This is a genomic window from Aquirufa sp. A-Brett2-W8 (assembly GCF_054558755.1).
Window position 1 is genome coordinate 210,416 of record NZ_JBPXKS010000004.1, and the last position, 15,404, is coordinate 225,819.

At 42.4% G+C, this 15,404-nt stretch carries 14 protein-coding genes; 2 read left to right on the forward strand and 12 right to left on the reverse strand.

The window, feature by feature from the left end:
- Positions 1-21 precede the first annotated feature (21 nt).
- From ACST13_RS04500 to ACST13_RS04525, 6 genes are read right to left on the reverse strand one after another with little or no spacing between them, the layout of a single operon-like run.
- The gene (locus tag ACST13_RS04500) at positions 22-1,170 is read right to left on the reverse strand and encodes a Gfo/Idh/MocA family protein (protein ID WP_459522030.1); all 1,149 of its coding nucleotides are present in this window, start codon (positions 1,168-1,170) and stop codon (positions 22-24) included.
- Positions 1,171-1,184: 14 nt separating this feature from the next.
- Entirely contained in the window at positions 1,185-2,207 is a 1,023-nt protein-coding gene (locus tag ACST13_RS04505; RefSeq protein WP_459522031.1) for a sugar phosphate isomerase/epimerase family protein, read from the reverse strand.
- A gap of 12 nt (positions 2,208-2,219) precedes the next feature.
- Positions 2,220-3,428, reverse strand: a complete 1,209-nt coding sequence (locus ACST13_RS04510; RefSeq protein ID WP_459522032.1) for a class I mannose-6-phosphate isomerase — start codon at positions 3,426-3,428, stop codon at positions 2,220-2,222.
- 4 nt (positions 3,429-3,432) lie between these two features.
- The gene (locus ACST13_RS04515; protein ID WP_459522033.1) at positions 3,433-4,488 is read right to left on the reverse strand and encodes an aldose 1-epimerase family protein; all 1,056 of its coding nucleotides are present in this window, start codon (positions 4,486-4,488) and stop codon (positions 3,433-3,435) included.
- An 11-nt stretch (positions 4,489-4,499) separates the two neighbouring features.
- Positions 4,500-7,202, reverse strand: coding sequence for a c-type cytochrome (locus tag ACST13_RS04520; RefSeq protein WP_459522034.1), 2,703 nt, complete (start codon positions 7,200-7,202; stop codon positions 4,500-4,502).
- A gap of 2 nt (positions 7,203-7,204) precedes the next feature.
- The gene (locus tag ACST13_RS04525; RefSeq protein WP_459522035.1) at positions 7,205-7,978 is read right to left on the reverse strand and encodes a 3-keto-disaccharide hydrolase; all 774 of its coding nucleotides are present in this window, start codon (positions 7,976-7,978) and stop codon (positions 7,205-7,207) included.
- A gap of 87 nt (positions 7,979-8,065) precedes the next feature.
- On the opposite strand from ACST13_RS04525, the gene ACST13_RS04530 reads away from it, so the two are divergent.
- Positions 8,066-9,295 carry a neutral/alkaline non-lysosomal ceramidase N-terminal domain-containing protein gene (locus ACST13_RS04530; RefSeq protein ID WP_459522036.1) on the forward strand — a complete coding sequence of 410 codons (1,230 nt, stop codon included), beginning with the start codon at positions 8,066-8,068 and terminating at the stop codon, positions 9,293-9,295.
- Between the two features lie 50 nt (positions 9,296-9,345).
- Here ACST13_RS04530 and ACST13_RS04535 read toward each other — a convergent pair whose 3' ends face one another.
- The 4 genes from ACST13_RS04535 to ACST13_RS04550 form a co-directional block, all read right to left on the reverse strand.
- Positions 9,346-10,086: a hypothetical protein gene (locus ACST13_RS04535; protein ID WP_459522037.1), complete on the reverse strand. Its 741-nt coding sequence runs from the start codon at positions 10,084-10,086 to the stop codon at positions 9,346-9,348.
- A gap of 153 nt (positions 10,087-10,239) precedes the next feature.
- Positions 10,240-11,025 (reverse strand): DUF2490 domain-containing protein, encoded by a 786-nt coding sequence (locus tag ACST13_RS04540; RefSeq protein WP_459522038.1) that lies wholly within the window; start codon positions 11,023-11,025, stop codon positions 10,240-10,242.
- A gap of 22 nt (positions 11,026-11,047) precedes the next feature.
- Positions 11,048-11,551 carry a cupin gene (locus tag ACST13_RS04545; protein WP_459522039.1) on the reverse strand — a complete coding sequence of 168 codons (504 nt, stop codon included), beginning with the start codon at positions 11,549-11,551 and terminating at the stop codon, positions 11,048-11,050.
- A gap of 12 nt (positions 11,552-11,563) precedes the next feature.
- The gene (locus ACST13_RS04550) at positions 11,564-12,475 is read right to left on the reverse strand and encodes an alpha/beta hydrolase (protein WP_459522040.1); all 912 of its coding nucleotides are present in this window, start codon (positions 12,473-12,475) and stop codon (positions 11,564-11,566) included.
- Between the two features lie 140 nt (positions 12,476-12,615).
- Here ACST13_RS04550 and ACST13_RS04555 point away from each other — a divergent pair, with 140 nt between their 5' ends.
- Positions 12,616-13,230, forward strand: a complete 615-nt coding sequence (locus tag ACST13_RS04555; protein WP_459522041.1) for a class I SAM-dependent methyltransferase — start codon at positions 12,616-12,618, stop codon at positions 13,228-13,230.
- Between the two features lie 50 nt (positions 13,231-13,280).
- Here ACST13_RS04555 and ACST13_RS04560 read toward each other — a convergent pair whose 3' ends face one another.
- Entirely contained in the window at positions 13,281-13,991 is a 711-nt protein-coding gene (locus tag ACST13_RS04560; protein ID WP_459522042.1) for an FkbM family methyltransferase, read from the reverse strand.
- Positions 13,992-14,209: 218 nt separating this feature from the next.
- Complete coding sequence (gene kbl, locus ACST13_RS04565) at positions 14,210-15,403, reverse strand: glycine C-acetyltransferase (RefSeq protein ID WP_459522043.1); 1,194 nt, start codon at positions 15,401-15,403, stop codon at positions 14,210-14,212.
- Position 15,404 lies beyond the last annotated feature (1 nt).

Genomic DNA, 15,404 nt, shown 5'->3' on the forward strand with positions numbered 1-15,404 from the left:
CAACTACGAGTAAACGCGTATTTAGGGCCATTCCACCTGCGTATCTTTCCAAGACTTTGTATTTGCCGATTCAATCACCGCTTCGCAAACCCGCTGTGTCTGTAATGCGTCTCGGAAGGTGGGGGCACAAGGCTTATTTTCACCTATAGCTTTTAAAAAGTCAGCTGCTTGATGAACAAAACTGTGTTCATACCCAATAATTAAACCAGGCACCCACCATTTGTCCATGTAAGGCTGATTGCCATCTGTAACTAAGATGGATTTCCATCCCCGTGTTAAATCATCATCCGCATGATCAAACATTTCTAAGCGATTTAAATCATGTAAATCCCAACGCAAGGAAGCATGCTCCCCATTTATTTCAAACGTATAAAGGGCTTTGTGGCCACGCGCATACCGTGTTGATTCAAAAAGGCCTAAAGAGCCATTGTCAAAGTGGCAATGGAAAATACACGCATCATCAATGCCTACTTTTTTCACGGCACCCGAACTAACGTGAACGCGTTCTTTGATAAAGGTTTCCGTCATCGCAGATACATCTGTAATCCCACCATTTAACCACATGGCCGTGTCAATACAGTGAGCTAATAAATCCCCCGTAACCCCTGAACCGGCTGCGTCCACATCCAATCGCCATGTTCCGGCACCTCCCTGTGGTAAATCAGGTGAAATGGTCCAATCTTGGAGGAAATTAGCTCGGTAATGAAATATACGTCCCAGTTTTCCCGAATCTATGATTTGCTTAGCCAAACTAACCGCAGGTAAACGACGGTAATTATACCAAACCGTATTCGCCACGCCAGCTTTCTCGATCGCGGCCACCATTTGCTCTCCTTCAGCCAAAGTGCGAGACAAGGGCTTCTCACATAAAATCATTTTTCCAGCTGCAGCTGCGGCAATCGCGATTTCAGCATGTGTGTCGTTTGGTGTACAAATATCCACCGCATCGATGTCGTCGCGGGCAATTAGTTTTCGCCAATCGGTTTCATAAGAGGCGTATCCCCATTGTTCTGCAAAAGCTTTCACACTGGCCTCGTTCCGCGAGCAAACGGCTTGTAAAACGGGTTTGCAGGTAAGCTCCGGGAAAAAATTAGGGACACGGTTATATCCGTTAGAATGGGTTCTACCCATAAATCCTGTGCCAATTAATCCAATTCGTATTTGTTTCATAGGGGATAGGTTTATTATGACCAACCATGTGCCTCACGCACGTCGATCATGGCCGCTAAAATATCATTCCAGGTTTGTTGTTGCTCCATTACGGAGTTGCCGAACATACAGCCGTCCCAACAAATATGCTTGAATGCTTTTGTTACTTGTCCATCCGCATCTCTTAACCAGAATCCAGCATCTTCAGCGATGTTCAACTTCCCATTAGGATCGGTCGCTAAGCAGTGGCGACCCGTCTTATCATGACTTCCAGTTCCATGAACCGTACCGTCATTTTGAGCCACGTGAAAATCGATTGTCCATGGGCGAAGAGCTGCCGTCAATTCTTTTAATGACGCTTTTAATATCTCGCGATTTTCCCAGTTATAATCAACCGGTAAAATTCGGTCCTCGGGGCAATTATAACCCATCGTGTAAAGTAAGGTATGGGACATATCCGCTTGGAATCCAATGTTAGGGCGATCTACGGCTTCTAATGTCTGAATCATATTCCGCCAAGAGTGCATGCCTCCCCAACAAATCTCTCCTTCGGCAGCCAATCTTTCACCGAAATCTGCAGCTACATCACATGCACGCTGGAAGGTGTCCACAATTAACTTAGAATTACCTGTAGGATCTTTGGCCCAATCAGCCACGCCCGCAGCAGAATCTATCCGAACGATGCCATTCGGACGAATGCCTAATTTGCGCAGTTCCGCACCTATTTCACAGGTTTTGCGAACCATGTCCACAAACGTATCGCGCGCGTCTTTATCCCCCATCGCATTCCCTGCCCAAATAGGAGCCACTAAACTCCCAATTTCTAAGCCATGAGCGGCCACTTTATCGGCTAGGGCTTTGGCGCCATCTTTCCCACTTTCAATATCGAAATGAGGAGGCAATAACCCAATATCAACGCCATCAAACTTAGTGCCATTGACTTCCGCGGCGGCTGTCATGGCGAGCATTTTATCGAGTGAAATAACGGGCTCTGAATCGGGGCCTTTGCCTACAATTCCGGGCCAGGTAGCATTGTGTAATTTAGGATAAGTAGTCATTTTAAAAATAGGTTAAAATTTTAAATCTGGGTTCGCTGGACCAAAATGTTTCAACATAACAATCGGGTCAGTGGAAGAATAATTCGTGATCTTAACACCGGATTTCGCGGCAGCTTCTGTGACAAAAAATTCATCGTTGGTCAATTGTCCATACCGAATCATGGCCGGGGTCTCGATATTCCAAACCCCCATTTTACCATGTCCTTGCATCATAATTAAACCATATGCGGCTGCATCCGTGATGGTAACCGTTTGGCTAGGAAATACCGTTAATTCTTTCGCGCTGAACGCATCTGATCGGTAGCAGACCCATTTTTCTGAGTATCCTTGTGCCGCCATTTCAGCCTCATCCCGCACGGGAATCGGTTGCATAAAACGCGTTTCTAATAAATTAGGATTGGTATTTAATTCCCAATCGATGACCTCCATTAATTGATCATAATTCCCAATGTCCTCTTTGGGAGTACCATTCCACAATAACTCCTCTGGAATGACAGCCTCATTAACCAGCGACTGATACATCGCAAAAACATCGGATGCTTTTTGTGGCTCATACGTACACATACTGCCTGGCGCGTGCAACATCCCCGGAGGAACATCCCAACCCGTCCCTGGAATCAAAGGAAACGCTTGAGAATACATGGTGATTTTGTTATCCCCTTTCGTAAAGTTCATCAAACACTTCTTAATTTGTTCCTTGGTTGTACCAGGAGCAATGCCAAAGAAAGTATACGGGAAATCCCCTCCATGATTATTTAATTGCGGGGGGAAATAGTAGGCCTCAGGCTTCCCTAATTGACCTATTTTAGCGGCATGCTCATCATTGTGATGAATGTGGTGTGGCAAAGGGCCCATGTTATCAAAAAACTTCGAATACATCGGCCAAGATTTGTATTCATTCCACAAACGATCACCGATCACTTCGCCTTTCAATTCTTCGATTACATCAATCAAAAGAAGCTGCTCTTCTTTCCCTCCTTCGGAATAAACAACGGCACTTAAGCCTTCATTTTCCCCGGTCAATGGGCCATTTTTAGCAGGGGTCGTTGACGATAACCAACGTTCATCGATTCCACCACGGGCACCACCCAGGACGTAATAATCATCTGGATGTAATTTAATTCTTCTCCCTGGTACACAAAAAGACCTCGGTACCCAAGTAGGCGCAAGCCTTAAAATTCCTTTTCCTTGCGCCAGCGCTTTAGCTGCATTATCGCTCATGTCGTCATTTTATTAAATGTAAAAAATCTATATCTTCTTTCGACTTAGGTAAATTAGGCGCTAAAATATTCAGCGTCAACGTTATCTCTTTTTTCTCCCCGGGGGCCAGGCTAGTTAATGTGTTTGATTCCCGCGCAGCTTTTTGGCCAATGGGCGGGTTCGTACCGGGTTCAATTCCTGTGACATATTCCTGTTCAGCAAAATGGTGCCAGTTGGTCAAACAAGGCAATTCCCGTTTATCAAATGTGATGTGTAGGCCTAGTTCTCTTTCTTTGTTCCAAAGTCCACAATGAACTTTATGCTCGGCATCAGCCTCGGGATCAATGAAAATAACAGATTCTCCGTTTCCTTTATGAAGCTCAAGCGGCTCGGGGCATTTTTTTATGTTCGCAACACCCAATAAGTGTGGATCTGAAGCGACGCGGTGTGTCCCTTTCCAGATAATATCCGTGCCTTCATCCACTAATGGCCAACCGAAATTAAAATGATACAAAAGCATCAGCGGCGCAGCGGCGTTTCCTTCGTTAATTACCTCGTCATGGATTTGTAAAGCTGCTTCGCCTAACCTGCCTGAAATGGTGCGTTTAAGCGTTAGACAGGGCCCAAAAATGGCATGTTGGCGTATAATCCCCGTAATCGACATATCCAGCGAGCCACTCCGTATGTCGGGCTGAATGATGGATACGATTTCTGCAGGCAAATTTCCTATTTGACCATGGATTCCGCGTTCCCCTGATTCATCAGATTCCGGGCCACCCACATGATCAAGTCCACACGTAGCCAGCAGGCCGCCACCAAAAGTTCGTAGCCAATCAATCCCGTGATTCGACATAGGCTGAGGGGCCGTAATTCCTACATGACTAATCCAAGCAAGGCTATGTTGGTTATAGAACGCATCCGCGATGTCCATGGCGCGGTCAATGATCACTTTATATCGGAAACCTGTTCCGGTATCAATCCAGGCAATTCGAACACCTCGACCCGCCCCATTATCTAAAACGGACGTTTCGATGCCTCCTAATTGTCTGTGATTCGATATTTTACCGGTCCAATCTGACATGTTTGATGCGCTTACTTCTTTTTAAATATAGCATTACTCTCACTTCCACCCGCCATTAAATAGGCCATTAAGTCCTTTAATTCTTCTCCGTTTAGGCTATTTATTAAACCGGGTAGCATACTGGAAACCGGGGAGTATTTCATTGAAATTACATTTTTCTTCAAAATCTTCTCCACCTGATCCGGTGCATAAGGATTTTGAGAAACGTAATAGGCCATTTTATCCTGATTGGTTAATCGGCCTATCACCGAAGTCCCATTGCGCAGCATAAATTGTGTGGCGGCATATTGATCCGAAACGGTTTTGTTTGGATTAATGATGGACTCTAACATATCTTTTTTCGAGAATCGCGTTCCTAAATTAGTAAGATCTGGTCCTACATTTCCGCCGCCTTCGCTTCCAATAGCATGGCAACGAATACAGGTGGTCGCGGCATACATTGATTTTCCGTTTTGGAAATCACGATCTGCTAATGGAGCATCTAATATGGCTACCGCTTCCTCTAACTTCCATTGCTTTCCAGGGCCTTTCGGGTAATTGACATCCTTTACATCATTCCCATTCGCGGACAACATATCTGCACCGCCTAATTTGTCGAAGTAAGCACGCTTACTTTCGGCTACATTTTTCAAGGCTAATTTTCGTGCCCGATCAATGAATCCCACGTAACTACGTCCGCCAGAAAATTGGAACGAATTTTTAAACCACTTGAAATAACGTTCGTGTAATTCGGGAGTCCAATTATTTTTAGCGGCCGATAACATCGTCGCCATGTAGGTTTGTTGGGCCGGCGGAATTTTCTCTAACATCTTAGCAATATCCGTTCCGTACTGCGGGTTACGCATAATCAAATCTGCGGAGGATGTGGCCGATTCCACACGGTATGCCGTTGCACTAGCTGTGTCCTTTGTCTCCATTAATTTTAAGGTTCGCTCAATGACTTTAGGCGCCTCTAAAGGAATAAGTAAGCGACTTAATGCTCGGTCCATATTCATGCGGTTTGAGGGATATTTGGCATCAAACTTTGCAATGATTTTAGCGGCCATCGATGCGTCAGGCATACCTAAACGCAACATCGCTAATTCATAGGCACGCAATACATCTAGCATTTGAGCTTCCGTGAATGCTTTGTTATCAATCGCCAATAAAGCGGCGTAAATCCCTGATTTAAATTCGGGCTTGCTTTGACGAATCAGACCGATAAGCGCCTGCGTTGCGGCAATCGGATCTTTTTCCGACATAGCTTTATCTTTCCATTCAGCAACAGGCTGGTGCTCTAATGCCATACGAGCAGCATAGCGAATAAAACGATCTGGGTGTTTTAAATTCGGCCAGGCTAGGGCTAATGCGCCAGGATTAGGACCTTGATGGAATTGCTCAATTTTACGGCGTAATTCATTTAACTGATTGGGCGCACCCACTAGTGTTTTAGTTGAAGTTTCCTCTGTACCCACGTAAGTCACCCGATATAAATCCGATTCAAGGCGACGACCACCCGTCATGAAATATAAGTTGCCATCTGGGCCAATAACCCCGTCCGTTAAAGGCAATGGAATACCGGAGAAGAACTCTTCCCGATCAGCTAAAAATGTAGATCCGGAAGTCTTTAATTTGATTAAGTGTCCGATTCCAAATGTCCAGTCGAAAGCCAAAAGAGATTTCTTGTATTTAGCCGGGAATTTAGCATCCTTTAAAGACAACAAACTCGTGGGCGACCCTTGGCCAATATTTAACACCGGAGGCAGGTTATCTGGGTAGGTGGTTGACCATTTACTATTACCCGTTCTCCAGCCATACTCACTACCACTCGTTACATGGCAAATGCGCGTAGGACGATACCATGGTAAACCGAAATCCCACTCCATATCTGCATCATACACGAATAAATCCCCTGTTTCGTTGAAGGCAATATCAAATGCGTTCCGATAGCCCGCACTAACTAATTCCCACTTCTTTCCTTCAGGATCAATGTTTGCAATCCAACCACCCGGCGCATAACGATCATTTGCATGCCCACGTGGATCTTTGATCAATGGGAAGATATTATCTTCTTGCCAATTTTTAGGCAAGCGATAGGCATCCATTGGAGGGACATCGGTATGATTTCCGGAAATTAAGTAAATCGATTTTTTATCAGGGGATAAAATAATGCTGTGCGGACCGTGCTCGCCTTCGCCTACAAATTCTTTCATCAACGTGATTTTGTCAAATTGATCATCCCCATCTAAATCTTGCACGCGATATAAACCGCTACCTCTAGGAGTAAAGCTAGAAGCAGTGCCACGAACCGACCCTGGTTTAGTTGCGCGCGCATTAACCATCACATACAAACTGTTGAATGCGTAAAGCATACCGTGCGCGTTTCCGATACCTAAGGTATCCATGCCTTTGCCAAATTTTAATTTCTCAATTTGTGGCTTCACGCTTGCCGCTCCTACCGCAGGAATCGTCAAGCGATACAAACCGCCATATTGATCTGAGCAAATCATTCTGCCTTTATCATCAAATGTCATCGATACCCAAGACCCCCTATTTTCATCTGATGGACTAAGTAAATGTTCGATTTTAAAACCTGGCTGTAAACGGATTTTATCCAATTTTGGATCAGTTCCCTCTACGTGAGCAGGCTCAATTTTGAATAAGCCGTTGAAGCCCAAACTCCCCAGACTAAGTAATACGACACTCGCGATTAAATACTTACCGATTGATTTCATTTTTATTTTAAGTTTTTGATACGAATATTTTTAAACGCTACTTTCATGGGCGGTCCCACGTGTACTTGCACACCTAACCACCCAGAGGCTTTGCCATTTACTTGATCTAAGTCCGTCACGTCACTCATCAAAACACCGTTCACAAAATGTTGTAGACGCTTGCCTTTGATAATTAAGTGTACCTCATTCCAATCTTCTGATTTAATGGCAGTTTTCAACGAATCTATATCGCCTAAAGAGCCGGTAACTGTTCGGGGTAACCAAGCGTTATTTTTCGAAAATGCACGCAAATTCGTTTTCATTGACGCATCTGTTTGTTCATTCACAGAAACACTTTCGCCTCGATAAGCCAAGGTTGTTCGGCCTCTTTCCTCGTAGTTTTGGCCGGTATATCTGATTTCCCCATCAATATCAGCTTGATATCCTTTTAGTGCAAATGGTAAATCGGGGAGCAATTCCTCCGAACGGTAATTGATTCCCGTATTACCTCCCTTTGAAATTTTAAACTCAGCTTTTAGCTCAAAGTCGGCCGGCTGGGAATCCCGGTAAATTAAAAATGTATTCTGTTTTAATAAGGTTTGAGGCGTGATTTCGCCTATGATACTACCATTTTCCACCCGCCAGTAGGTAGTGTCGCCTTCCCATCCCTGCAAGGATGTTCCGTTAAAAATGGATTTAAACCCCTTCTCTAGCTGCTTGATTTGGCCAAAGATGGGAGCTTGAAAAGCCAGTATAGAGACAAACAGCCAAATGAATGGATGGTAATAAGTTTTCATAGGCAATGGTTTAGGATTATAAATTAGTTTAAAAAGTTTGAAAAATGGTTTATCGGCTTGAAAATTTTTGCTATTATTATACCATATATGAAAAACAGAACAGCCCTTTTAGTCCTATTTTTGCTAGCGCAATTATCGCTAACTGCTCAAGATTTTTTTGCAGGCGCGGCCATAAGAACTATTAACCCTGAAAAGGATTCTTTATACCTAGCAGGAGGCAAACCCAATCGCCCATTTATTGACGTTCATGATAATCTTTATGTCAAAGCTGTGGTGGTAAGCAATAGCAATAACAACATCACCTTACTTACATTTGATTGTATCGGATTATTGTATCCTCAACTACAAGAAATCCGGGCTAGAATTAAATCCGAACTTCCACTACTTGATTCCGAACACGTTGTCATGTCATCCACACATACCCATTCGGGCCCCGATGTGGTGGGGATTTGGGGTAAAGATTTAGCGCATTCAGGCGTTAATGATAAGCACATGCAGTTCATCGTGGATAGGGCTGTAAAAGCCATTAAGGAAGCATATAATGCCAAAAAGCCGGTAACTATATCCTATGGAAATGGTTCTTTTGGAGAGGATTGGGTAAAGAATATTTCAGAACCTGGTGAGCTGGACAGGGCGGTAAGTGTCATCAAATTCAGCGATCTGAATGGAAAGAATATCGCTACGCTGACTAATTTTGCCTGCCATCCTACCATCATGGACGACACCAGTACTGCGGCAAGTTCAGATTATGTTTGGGGATATTATACCTATTTAGATGCAGCGCAAGGCGGGGTGAATATGTTCCTGCAAGGTGCCATAGGGGGCTGGGTTCAACCGGAAGGAGTTCCCCATACCTACGAACAAGCGAAACAGTATGGAACGTCGTTAGGGAAATATGTTTTTGAATTATCCCCAAGTAAGAATTCGAGTAAAAGCCTACATTTTACATCGGCTAAAGTTGATTTTCCATTAGCAAATCCAGCTTTTCAGATGTTGTCCAAATCAGGGGTCATCAAAAGAACGTTTGGAAAAACGGTGAGCTCTGAGATAGCCTTTTTTACTATTGGCGATGCTTATTTTGCTACTCATCCCGGCGAAACCAGTCCAGCACTAAGCCTTGCGACGAAGAAATTGATGAACAACAAGGGCCCTAAATTTGTCCTAGGTTTATCGCAAGATGCCTTGGGCTATATCATCAAACCTAGCTTTTTTGATTCGAGCAAAAATATTCCTCACAGCAAATACCTGACGGGGATGAGTATTGGGCCAGAAACGATGGAAATTATTTATTCTACCTTGAATACGCTCGTTAAATAAAAAAGGGATCAAATCGACCCCTCCTTCTTTTTAAATAGCCTAATTAGTATTTACTTACTAGTCAATCTTTTATTCAAGGTCATCATATACCGATCGGTTCTAGTCCATCCATTAGCAAAAATTGCACCGTCTTTTTCCCAAGAACCTTTACCATATACTTCTTCCCAAGCAGTAGCAAAATCTGAATCTTTTGTATCATCTAAATCTTTCCATCCATTAGGGAAATATCTAACCAGATAATATCTAGTTTCCCCTGTAAATGTCACCCAAATCCCTATTTTTCGTCCTAATTTATTCCAAATTTTTGGCATTTTTTGTAAAACATCTGTAAAGGCTTTGGAACTATTGGTAACCGTCCATTCTGTGCTCACAAATTTTTCAGCCTTGTCATCCGGGCCGATGTTAGACATTTCAGGTTTAAAGACTAAAAGTTCAGCAGCAATACCTTCAATATGGGGTGCAACGTTTAAGTTCCAATTATCACTCCATCTGATATTATCTATGGTAGTGGGAGTTACCACATCTCTATCTGCAAAACTTTTCCCTATATTATTTATAAATAAATATTCTCCGTGGTGTTTCCCCCCGGTAATATTGTATCCGCTCATTTGAGGTTTGCCGTCTTTTACTGGCAAAAATTTAGTTATGAATGTTTCGGAAGCATCAACAAATGAGTTAGAATGCCCCATTTTAACTTTCCAAAAAGCGGTATTCATGGTGCTCGTTTTCTGTTGAGCGAATGGCGCAAAGCTTATCAAAGTCAATGCAACCATCAGTAATTGTTTTTTCATTTTTTAAATGTTTATGGTGAAAATATATTCCTCAAATATAAGTATCATTTTGAAACCAGAAACAAAAGCATATTATTTTTTCAATAAATTATATAATAAAAAAGCCTCCGGTAATTTTACCAGAGGCTCTGCTTTTTGAAATTTCTAAGCGATTTAATCTTTTGGCTTCGATAGATCAATAGTGAAGTTGGCGTTAATGATAAGTCCATTATTATTTTGGAATACATTTAAGCCATTTATTTGTCGGCCTAATTGTAGAGTCTGGTTAAGATATCCTCCTTCCATTCGGAGGGTTTTATTGAAACGATAACCGAGTAAAATGCCTATTCTATTTTGGTCAAAAATATTAGCATTTACATTTTCCCCAAACCCGACAAGCACCTCATCATATACCGCAAAGTAGGCCGTTTTATCCTTTATCTCTCGACCACGCAAGGGAACTTGAAGGCGAACCATATACCTGCCCCTGTTTGATAGCGGATACTCGTCTTCGGTCGTTTCATTAGCCGAACTATATCGCCCAATAAATCTTTGTTCTAACATAAATCGGTGGGAAATATCTACAATGCCCTCTTTGTGAGATAGTTGAACCATTTCGAAAATACGGTGTTCCGTAAATTCTCTACCTAATTTATTGAGTGCGTATTCCCCATAGGGAAATGTTTCAGCCCACGCATAGCCCACTCTAAATAGGACCCTTGGAGTCACATTGTAATTTAGCCCAACTCGTAATAGGCCTTGTTGCCAATTTGAAATTAGGTCATTTCTTCGCCATTGATATTCTGTGTGAATTCCGGTCTTTTCTGATAATTTGAACGTGCCAAAATAATTGTACCAACCAATGGTATTCGAGGTTGTTATGCGATTATTTTGCGCCAATGAAAATTGACAAGAAACAAATAACAGAGCTAAAAACAGGGTAATTTTTCTATGCATCATTCACAAAAGTACGCTTAATATATTATTTCCAAAAGTTTAAAAGGGGCCCCCCGATGCCAAAAAGCGGGTCTTTTTGTGGAATAGGGATAGTGGCGATTTCTGCCAAAATAGAATGGCTGTCTTCCTTTTTCAAACTAAACTTTAGGTTCCAATCTGCCCCATTCGGATAGCCGCCCACAAATTGATATTCAACAGAATTGTCGACAGAATAATGTCCAACCCCAGCGGGCAGGATGATCAGGTCCCCCGTTTCAACGTTGACAATTTCGCCATTCTTACCCCCTAGCATTAAGCGCGTTTGCCCACTTTTTAGACCCAAAACTTCATGCGTATTGCTATGAAAATGGTCTTCCGTTAATATGATGTCGTGCCAGTTATTTGACCATCCATTTTGGCAAAATAAAAATTCAAAGTTCTTATTTATAACGTGCTGAAGCACATTTTTGTAAATCACCACCGGGAGGATATTGTTTGGAATATCTCCGTCATTCTCGAAATAATAGGTGATGATGTCGACGTTGTTCATAGTTGCCTGAGCCTATTTTGCTACTAAGAACTTATTCACATCTAGCCAGTGCATAAACGCATCAAACCATTTATTACTCGTTCTATTCGGATTGCCTAAACCAAAACCGTGGCCTCCGTTTTGGTATAAATGAAACTCCACCGGTCTGCCCGCTTTAAACCAAGATTCAATCACGCCAAATTGTGCATTAAATAAAAAGTCATCTGACGCAATTACATTGAACATAGGTGGAGCATTTGCAGGTACTTTTACCGGGCCCATTCCGCCATAAATTGGTCCAATAAAGGCAAGCTTCATTGTTTTCGAATGAAGCGTTGCGTGCATCGTTAAACCGGCCCCTGCGGAGAAACCAATCATACCAATGCGTTGTGTATCAATACCCCAGTTTGCTGCGTTTTTGATAATCATGGCATAGGCTGCTTCTGCGTCTGTTAGTTGATTTGTCAGATCCATTTGTGCCATTGGGTTGGTGTTCTTAGCCGAACTATCTGTCTTTTGCGGTGCCGGGCGTGGACGGTTCATCCAAGCCGTAAAATCGTCTAATTTTTCTGAGGTAGGGAATAAACGGTATTTTAGAACGAAGGCAGTTATTCCTTTTTTGGCCAAAGCCTCAGCCACCTCCCAGCCCTCATTACCCATCGAAAGCCAGCGGTATCCTCCGCCTGGAGCCACAATGACAACGGCTCCATTTGCCTTGCCCTTTTCAGGAAAGAAAGGCGTTAACGTAGCTGTGGAAATATTACGCGCCATCGGATCGCCCCATTGGCGAAACCACGTCTCAGGTGCTGGCTGGTCCTTCACAGAACCAGTGTTTAAAGGAATATGCTTAGTTTCTTTAGGTGCTTCCAGCGGATAAATCGTTCCATCTTGTGCGAAGGCACCGAAAGCGAGACAGGTTATAATAGCAACGAATAGCTTTTTCAAAGTTTTATAGGTTTAGGGTGACAAGATAAAGAAATTATTTTAAGTGGATTTTGGAACTATGTTGACAAATCAAATGCAGGTCCTTACCTTAGGTGACATAAGTCACACCTTTTCCTATCAGATTTAACCAATTTTGTTACATGATCGCAGACACAAAAGAACACTGGGAAACCATCTATAAAACAAAGCAGCCTAACGAAGTAAGTTGGACACAAGAAGTTCCTACTGCGTCATTAGCATTTATCCATCAGTTTAACATCCCTAAGGTGGCTAAAATTATCGATATAGGAGGCGGTGACAGCAATTTAGTTGATTTTTTATTAGCGGAAGGCTACACAAATCTTTCGGTTTTGGACATATCTGAAGCAGCCATTTTTAGGGCGCAAGAAAGGTTAGGCGCTGATGCCCAAAAAGTCAATTGGATTGTATGCGATATTTTGGACTTTAATCCTGTAGAAAAATACGATGTTTGGCATGATCGAGCAGCCTTTCATTTTCAGACAGAATCCGCGAAAATTGACACTTATCTAACTATAGTAAAAAAAGCGGTCGATGGTATGGTCATCATAGGAACTTTTTCCACAGACGGCCCCACTAAATGTAGTGGACTTGAGATTCAACAATACGATGAGGATGGGATGAAGGCCAAGTTTATAAAATCGGACTTCCAAAACTTAGAGTGCAAGCGCGAAGATCACATAACACCTAGCGGGGCAGTTCAGAACTTTGTCTTTTGCAGCTTTATGAAACGTTAATTAGTACCCTTGACTAGAGCTATGATTCAGCCATGTAATCAATGGACAAATTAACTTTTGCTTAAAAGGTTAATAAGCGCAGTTTCAGATTTTTTAACAGCCACAAAATTAGGCCCAATGAAATCTTCGTGCTTAAAATGGTAATCTCTAAATTCAACATTCTTTGGGAAAACTTTACCCACTAAGTACCCGTGCGCTTCAAAGAACTGATAATAATCAATGAGCAACTTCTTCGTGGAGATATTAATATACCCATACTCAAATTGAATAAGCTTCACGACACCACGCTTAATTGCCTTTTCAAATCCGAGCAAAGCATCAAATTCAGCCCCTTCGACATCCAGCTTTAGAAAGTCAATGGAATCTATATTATTCTCTTTGATGAAATCATCACCACTCACGAGCTCTATTGTTTGCTTCTGCTCCGCACTCGTTGCTAGTCCTTCAAAATCGTAAATGGAGCAATGTTCATGTGAATCAAATAGATTTATTTCTGATTCACAGGTCTCTTTGAAAAAACCCTTTTTAATCGGGATGATATTTTGTAAGCCCTTGGTATTAGTAAGAAATTGTTGAAATGTAGATTCAACGGGTTCAAAGGCATAAATTTTGCAATTAGGCATCACTTGATTTGCGATGATTGAATAATCTCCCACATTTGCGCCGCCATCAATGATCACCGAGGGATTCAGTCTAGCTATTTTTTGTAAAATGTTTCCCTCTCCAGTACTGTAAAGATCGTAGTTCTTATTTTCATACAATCTGTTTAATACTCTGCCAAAGCCCGCTAATGCTTTAAAAAAACCTATTGTGCGTATTTCTTTTATAAATTCTTTTAAGTGTAGACATTGATATAGTGGAGTTAGGATATTAAAATAACCGAAAATTGTCTAATAATCGAAATTTAATAGCAAAAGTTAGCTGCATCGACCTCTTATTATTCGCTCAGTGATCATAGATTGACGGGGTAATGGATCAGTTAAATTACCCCCAGCTCCTTACCCACACTGGTGAAGGCAGCAATCGCGTGATCTAATTGTTCCCTAGTATGCCCAGCGGAGATTTGGACGCGAATTCTCGCTTGACCTTTGGCCACCACCGGATAGTAAAAACCAATCACGAAAATCCCTTTTTCCAAGAGTTTTTCCGCCATTTTTTGGGAGACAACCGCATCGTATAACATGATTGGAATGATCGGGTGTTCGCCGGGTTTGGTATCGAAACCTGCGGCCACAATTCGCTCCCGGAAATACGCCGTATTTTCCTCCAATTTATCGCGCAATTCTGTCGTTTTAGACAAGATATCAAGTACTGCAATCGATGCCCCGGTAATGGATGGCGCTAAAGTATTTGAAAACAAATAAGGTCTAGAACGCTGTCTTAATAGGTCGATGATTTCCTTGCGGCCCGAGGTAAATCCCCCTGATGCTCCGCCTAACGCTTTGCCTAGGGTACCCGTAATGATGTCAATTTTACCCATCACCCCTTTTAGTTCGTGCACGCCACGTCCTGTCTTTCCCATGAAGCCGGAAGAGTGACACTCGTCGATCATAATCATGGCCTCGTATTTTTCCGCTAACGCGACAATTTTATCTAATTGCGCAATGGTTCCATCCATTGAAAAAACGCTATCTGTGACAATCATTTTTTGTACAGCCCCATCCGCCACTGCTTGCTTTAATTTAGCCTCTAGATCGTCCATCGAATTGTGCTCATATCGGTAGCGCATTGACTTACATAAACGGATGCCATCGATAATGGAGGCATGGTTTAACGCATCAGAAATAATCGCATCTTTTTCCCCTAATAAGGGCTCAAAAACGCCTCCGTTTGCATCAAAAGCTGCGGCATATAAGATCGTATCCTCAGTCCCTAAAAAGGCTGAAATTTTTTCTTCTAAGGTTTTGTGAATATCCTGTGTTCCACAAATAAAGCGAACAGAAGATAGCCCAAATCCATGGGTATCAATCGCGTCTTTCGCTGCTTGAATTACGGCAGGATGCGAAGAAAGACCTAAGTAGTTATTCGCGCAAAAATTATACACTTTTTGACCGCCTTGAATGGTGATTTCGGCAGATTGTGGTGAGGTAATGACACGCTCTTTTTTGTATAATCCAGCTTCCTTGATGGAATCAATTTCTTTCGTGATGAAGGACTTGTATTGTTCGTACATG

Excerpts from the sequence above, each read along its gene's own strand:
- ACST13_RS04500 (WP_459522030.1), bottom strand. The coding sequence starts at position 1,170 with ATGAAACAAATACGAATTGGATTAATTGGCACAGGATTTATGGGTAGA.
- ACST13_RS04505 (WP_459522031.1), bottom strand. The coding sequence starts at position 2,207 with ATGACTACTTATCCTAAATTACACAATGCTACCTGGCCCGGAATTGTA.
- ACST13_RS04510 (WP_459522032.1), bottom strand. The coding sequence starts at position 3,428 with ATGAGCGATAATGCAGCTAAAGCGCTGGCGCAAGGAAAAGGAATTTTA.
- ACST13_RS04515 (WP_459522033.1), bottom strand. The coding sequence starts at position 4,488 with ATGTCAGATTGGACCGGTAAAATATCGAATCACAGACAATTAGGAGGC.
- ACST13_RS04520 (WP_459522034.1), bottom strand. The coding sequence starts at position 7,202 with ATGAAATCAATCGGTAAGTATTTAATCGCGAGTGTCGTATTACTTAGT.
- ACST13_RS04525 (WP_459522035.1), bottom strand. The coding sequence starts at position 7,978 with ATGAAAACTTATTACCATCCATTCATTTGGCTGTTTGTCTCTATACTG.
- ACST13_RS04530 (WP_459522036.1), top strand. The coding sequence starts at position 8,066 with ATGAAAAACAGAACAGCCCTTTTAGTCCTATTTTTGCTAGCGCAATTA.
- ACST13_RS04535 (WP_459522037.1), bottom strand. The coding sequence starts at position 10,086 with ATGAAAAAACAATTACTGATGGTTGCATTGACTTTGATAAGCTTTGCG.
- ACST13_RS04540 (WP_459522038.1), bottom strand. The coding sequence starts at position 11,025 with ATGATGCATAGAAAAATTACCCTGTTTTTAGCTCTGTTATTTGTTTCT.
- ACST13_RS04545 (WP_459522039.1), bottom strand. The coding sequence starts at position 11,551 with ATGAACAACGTCGACATCATCACCTATTATTTCGAGAATGACGGAGAT.
- ACST13_RS04555 (WP_459522041.1), top strand. The coding sequence starts at position 12,616 with ATGATCGCAGACACAAAAGAACACTGGGAAACCATCTATAAAACAAAG.
- kbl (WP_459522043.1), bottom strand. The coding sequence starts at position 15,403 with ATGTACGAACAATACAAGTCCTTCATCACGAAAGAAATTGATTCCATC.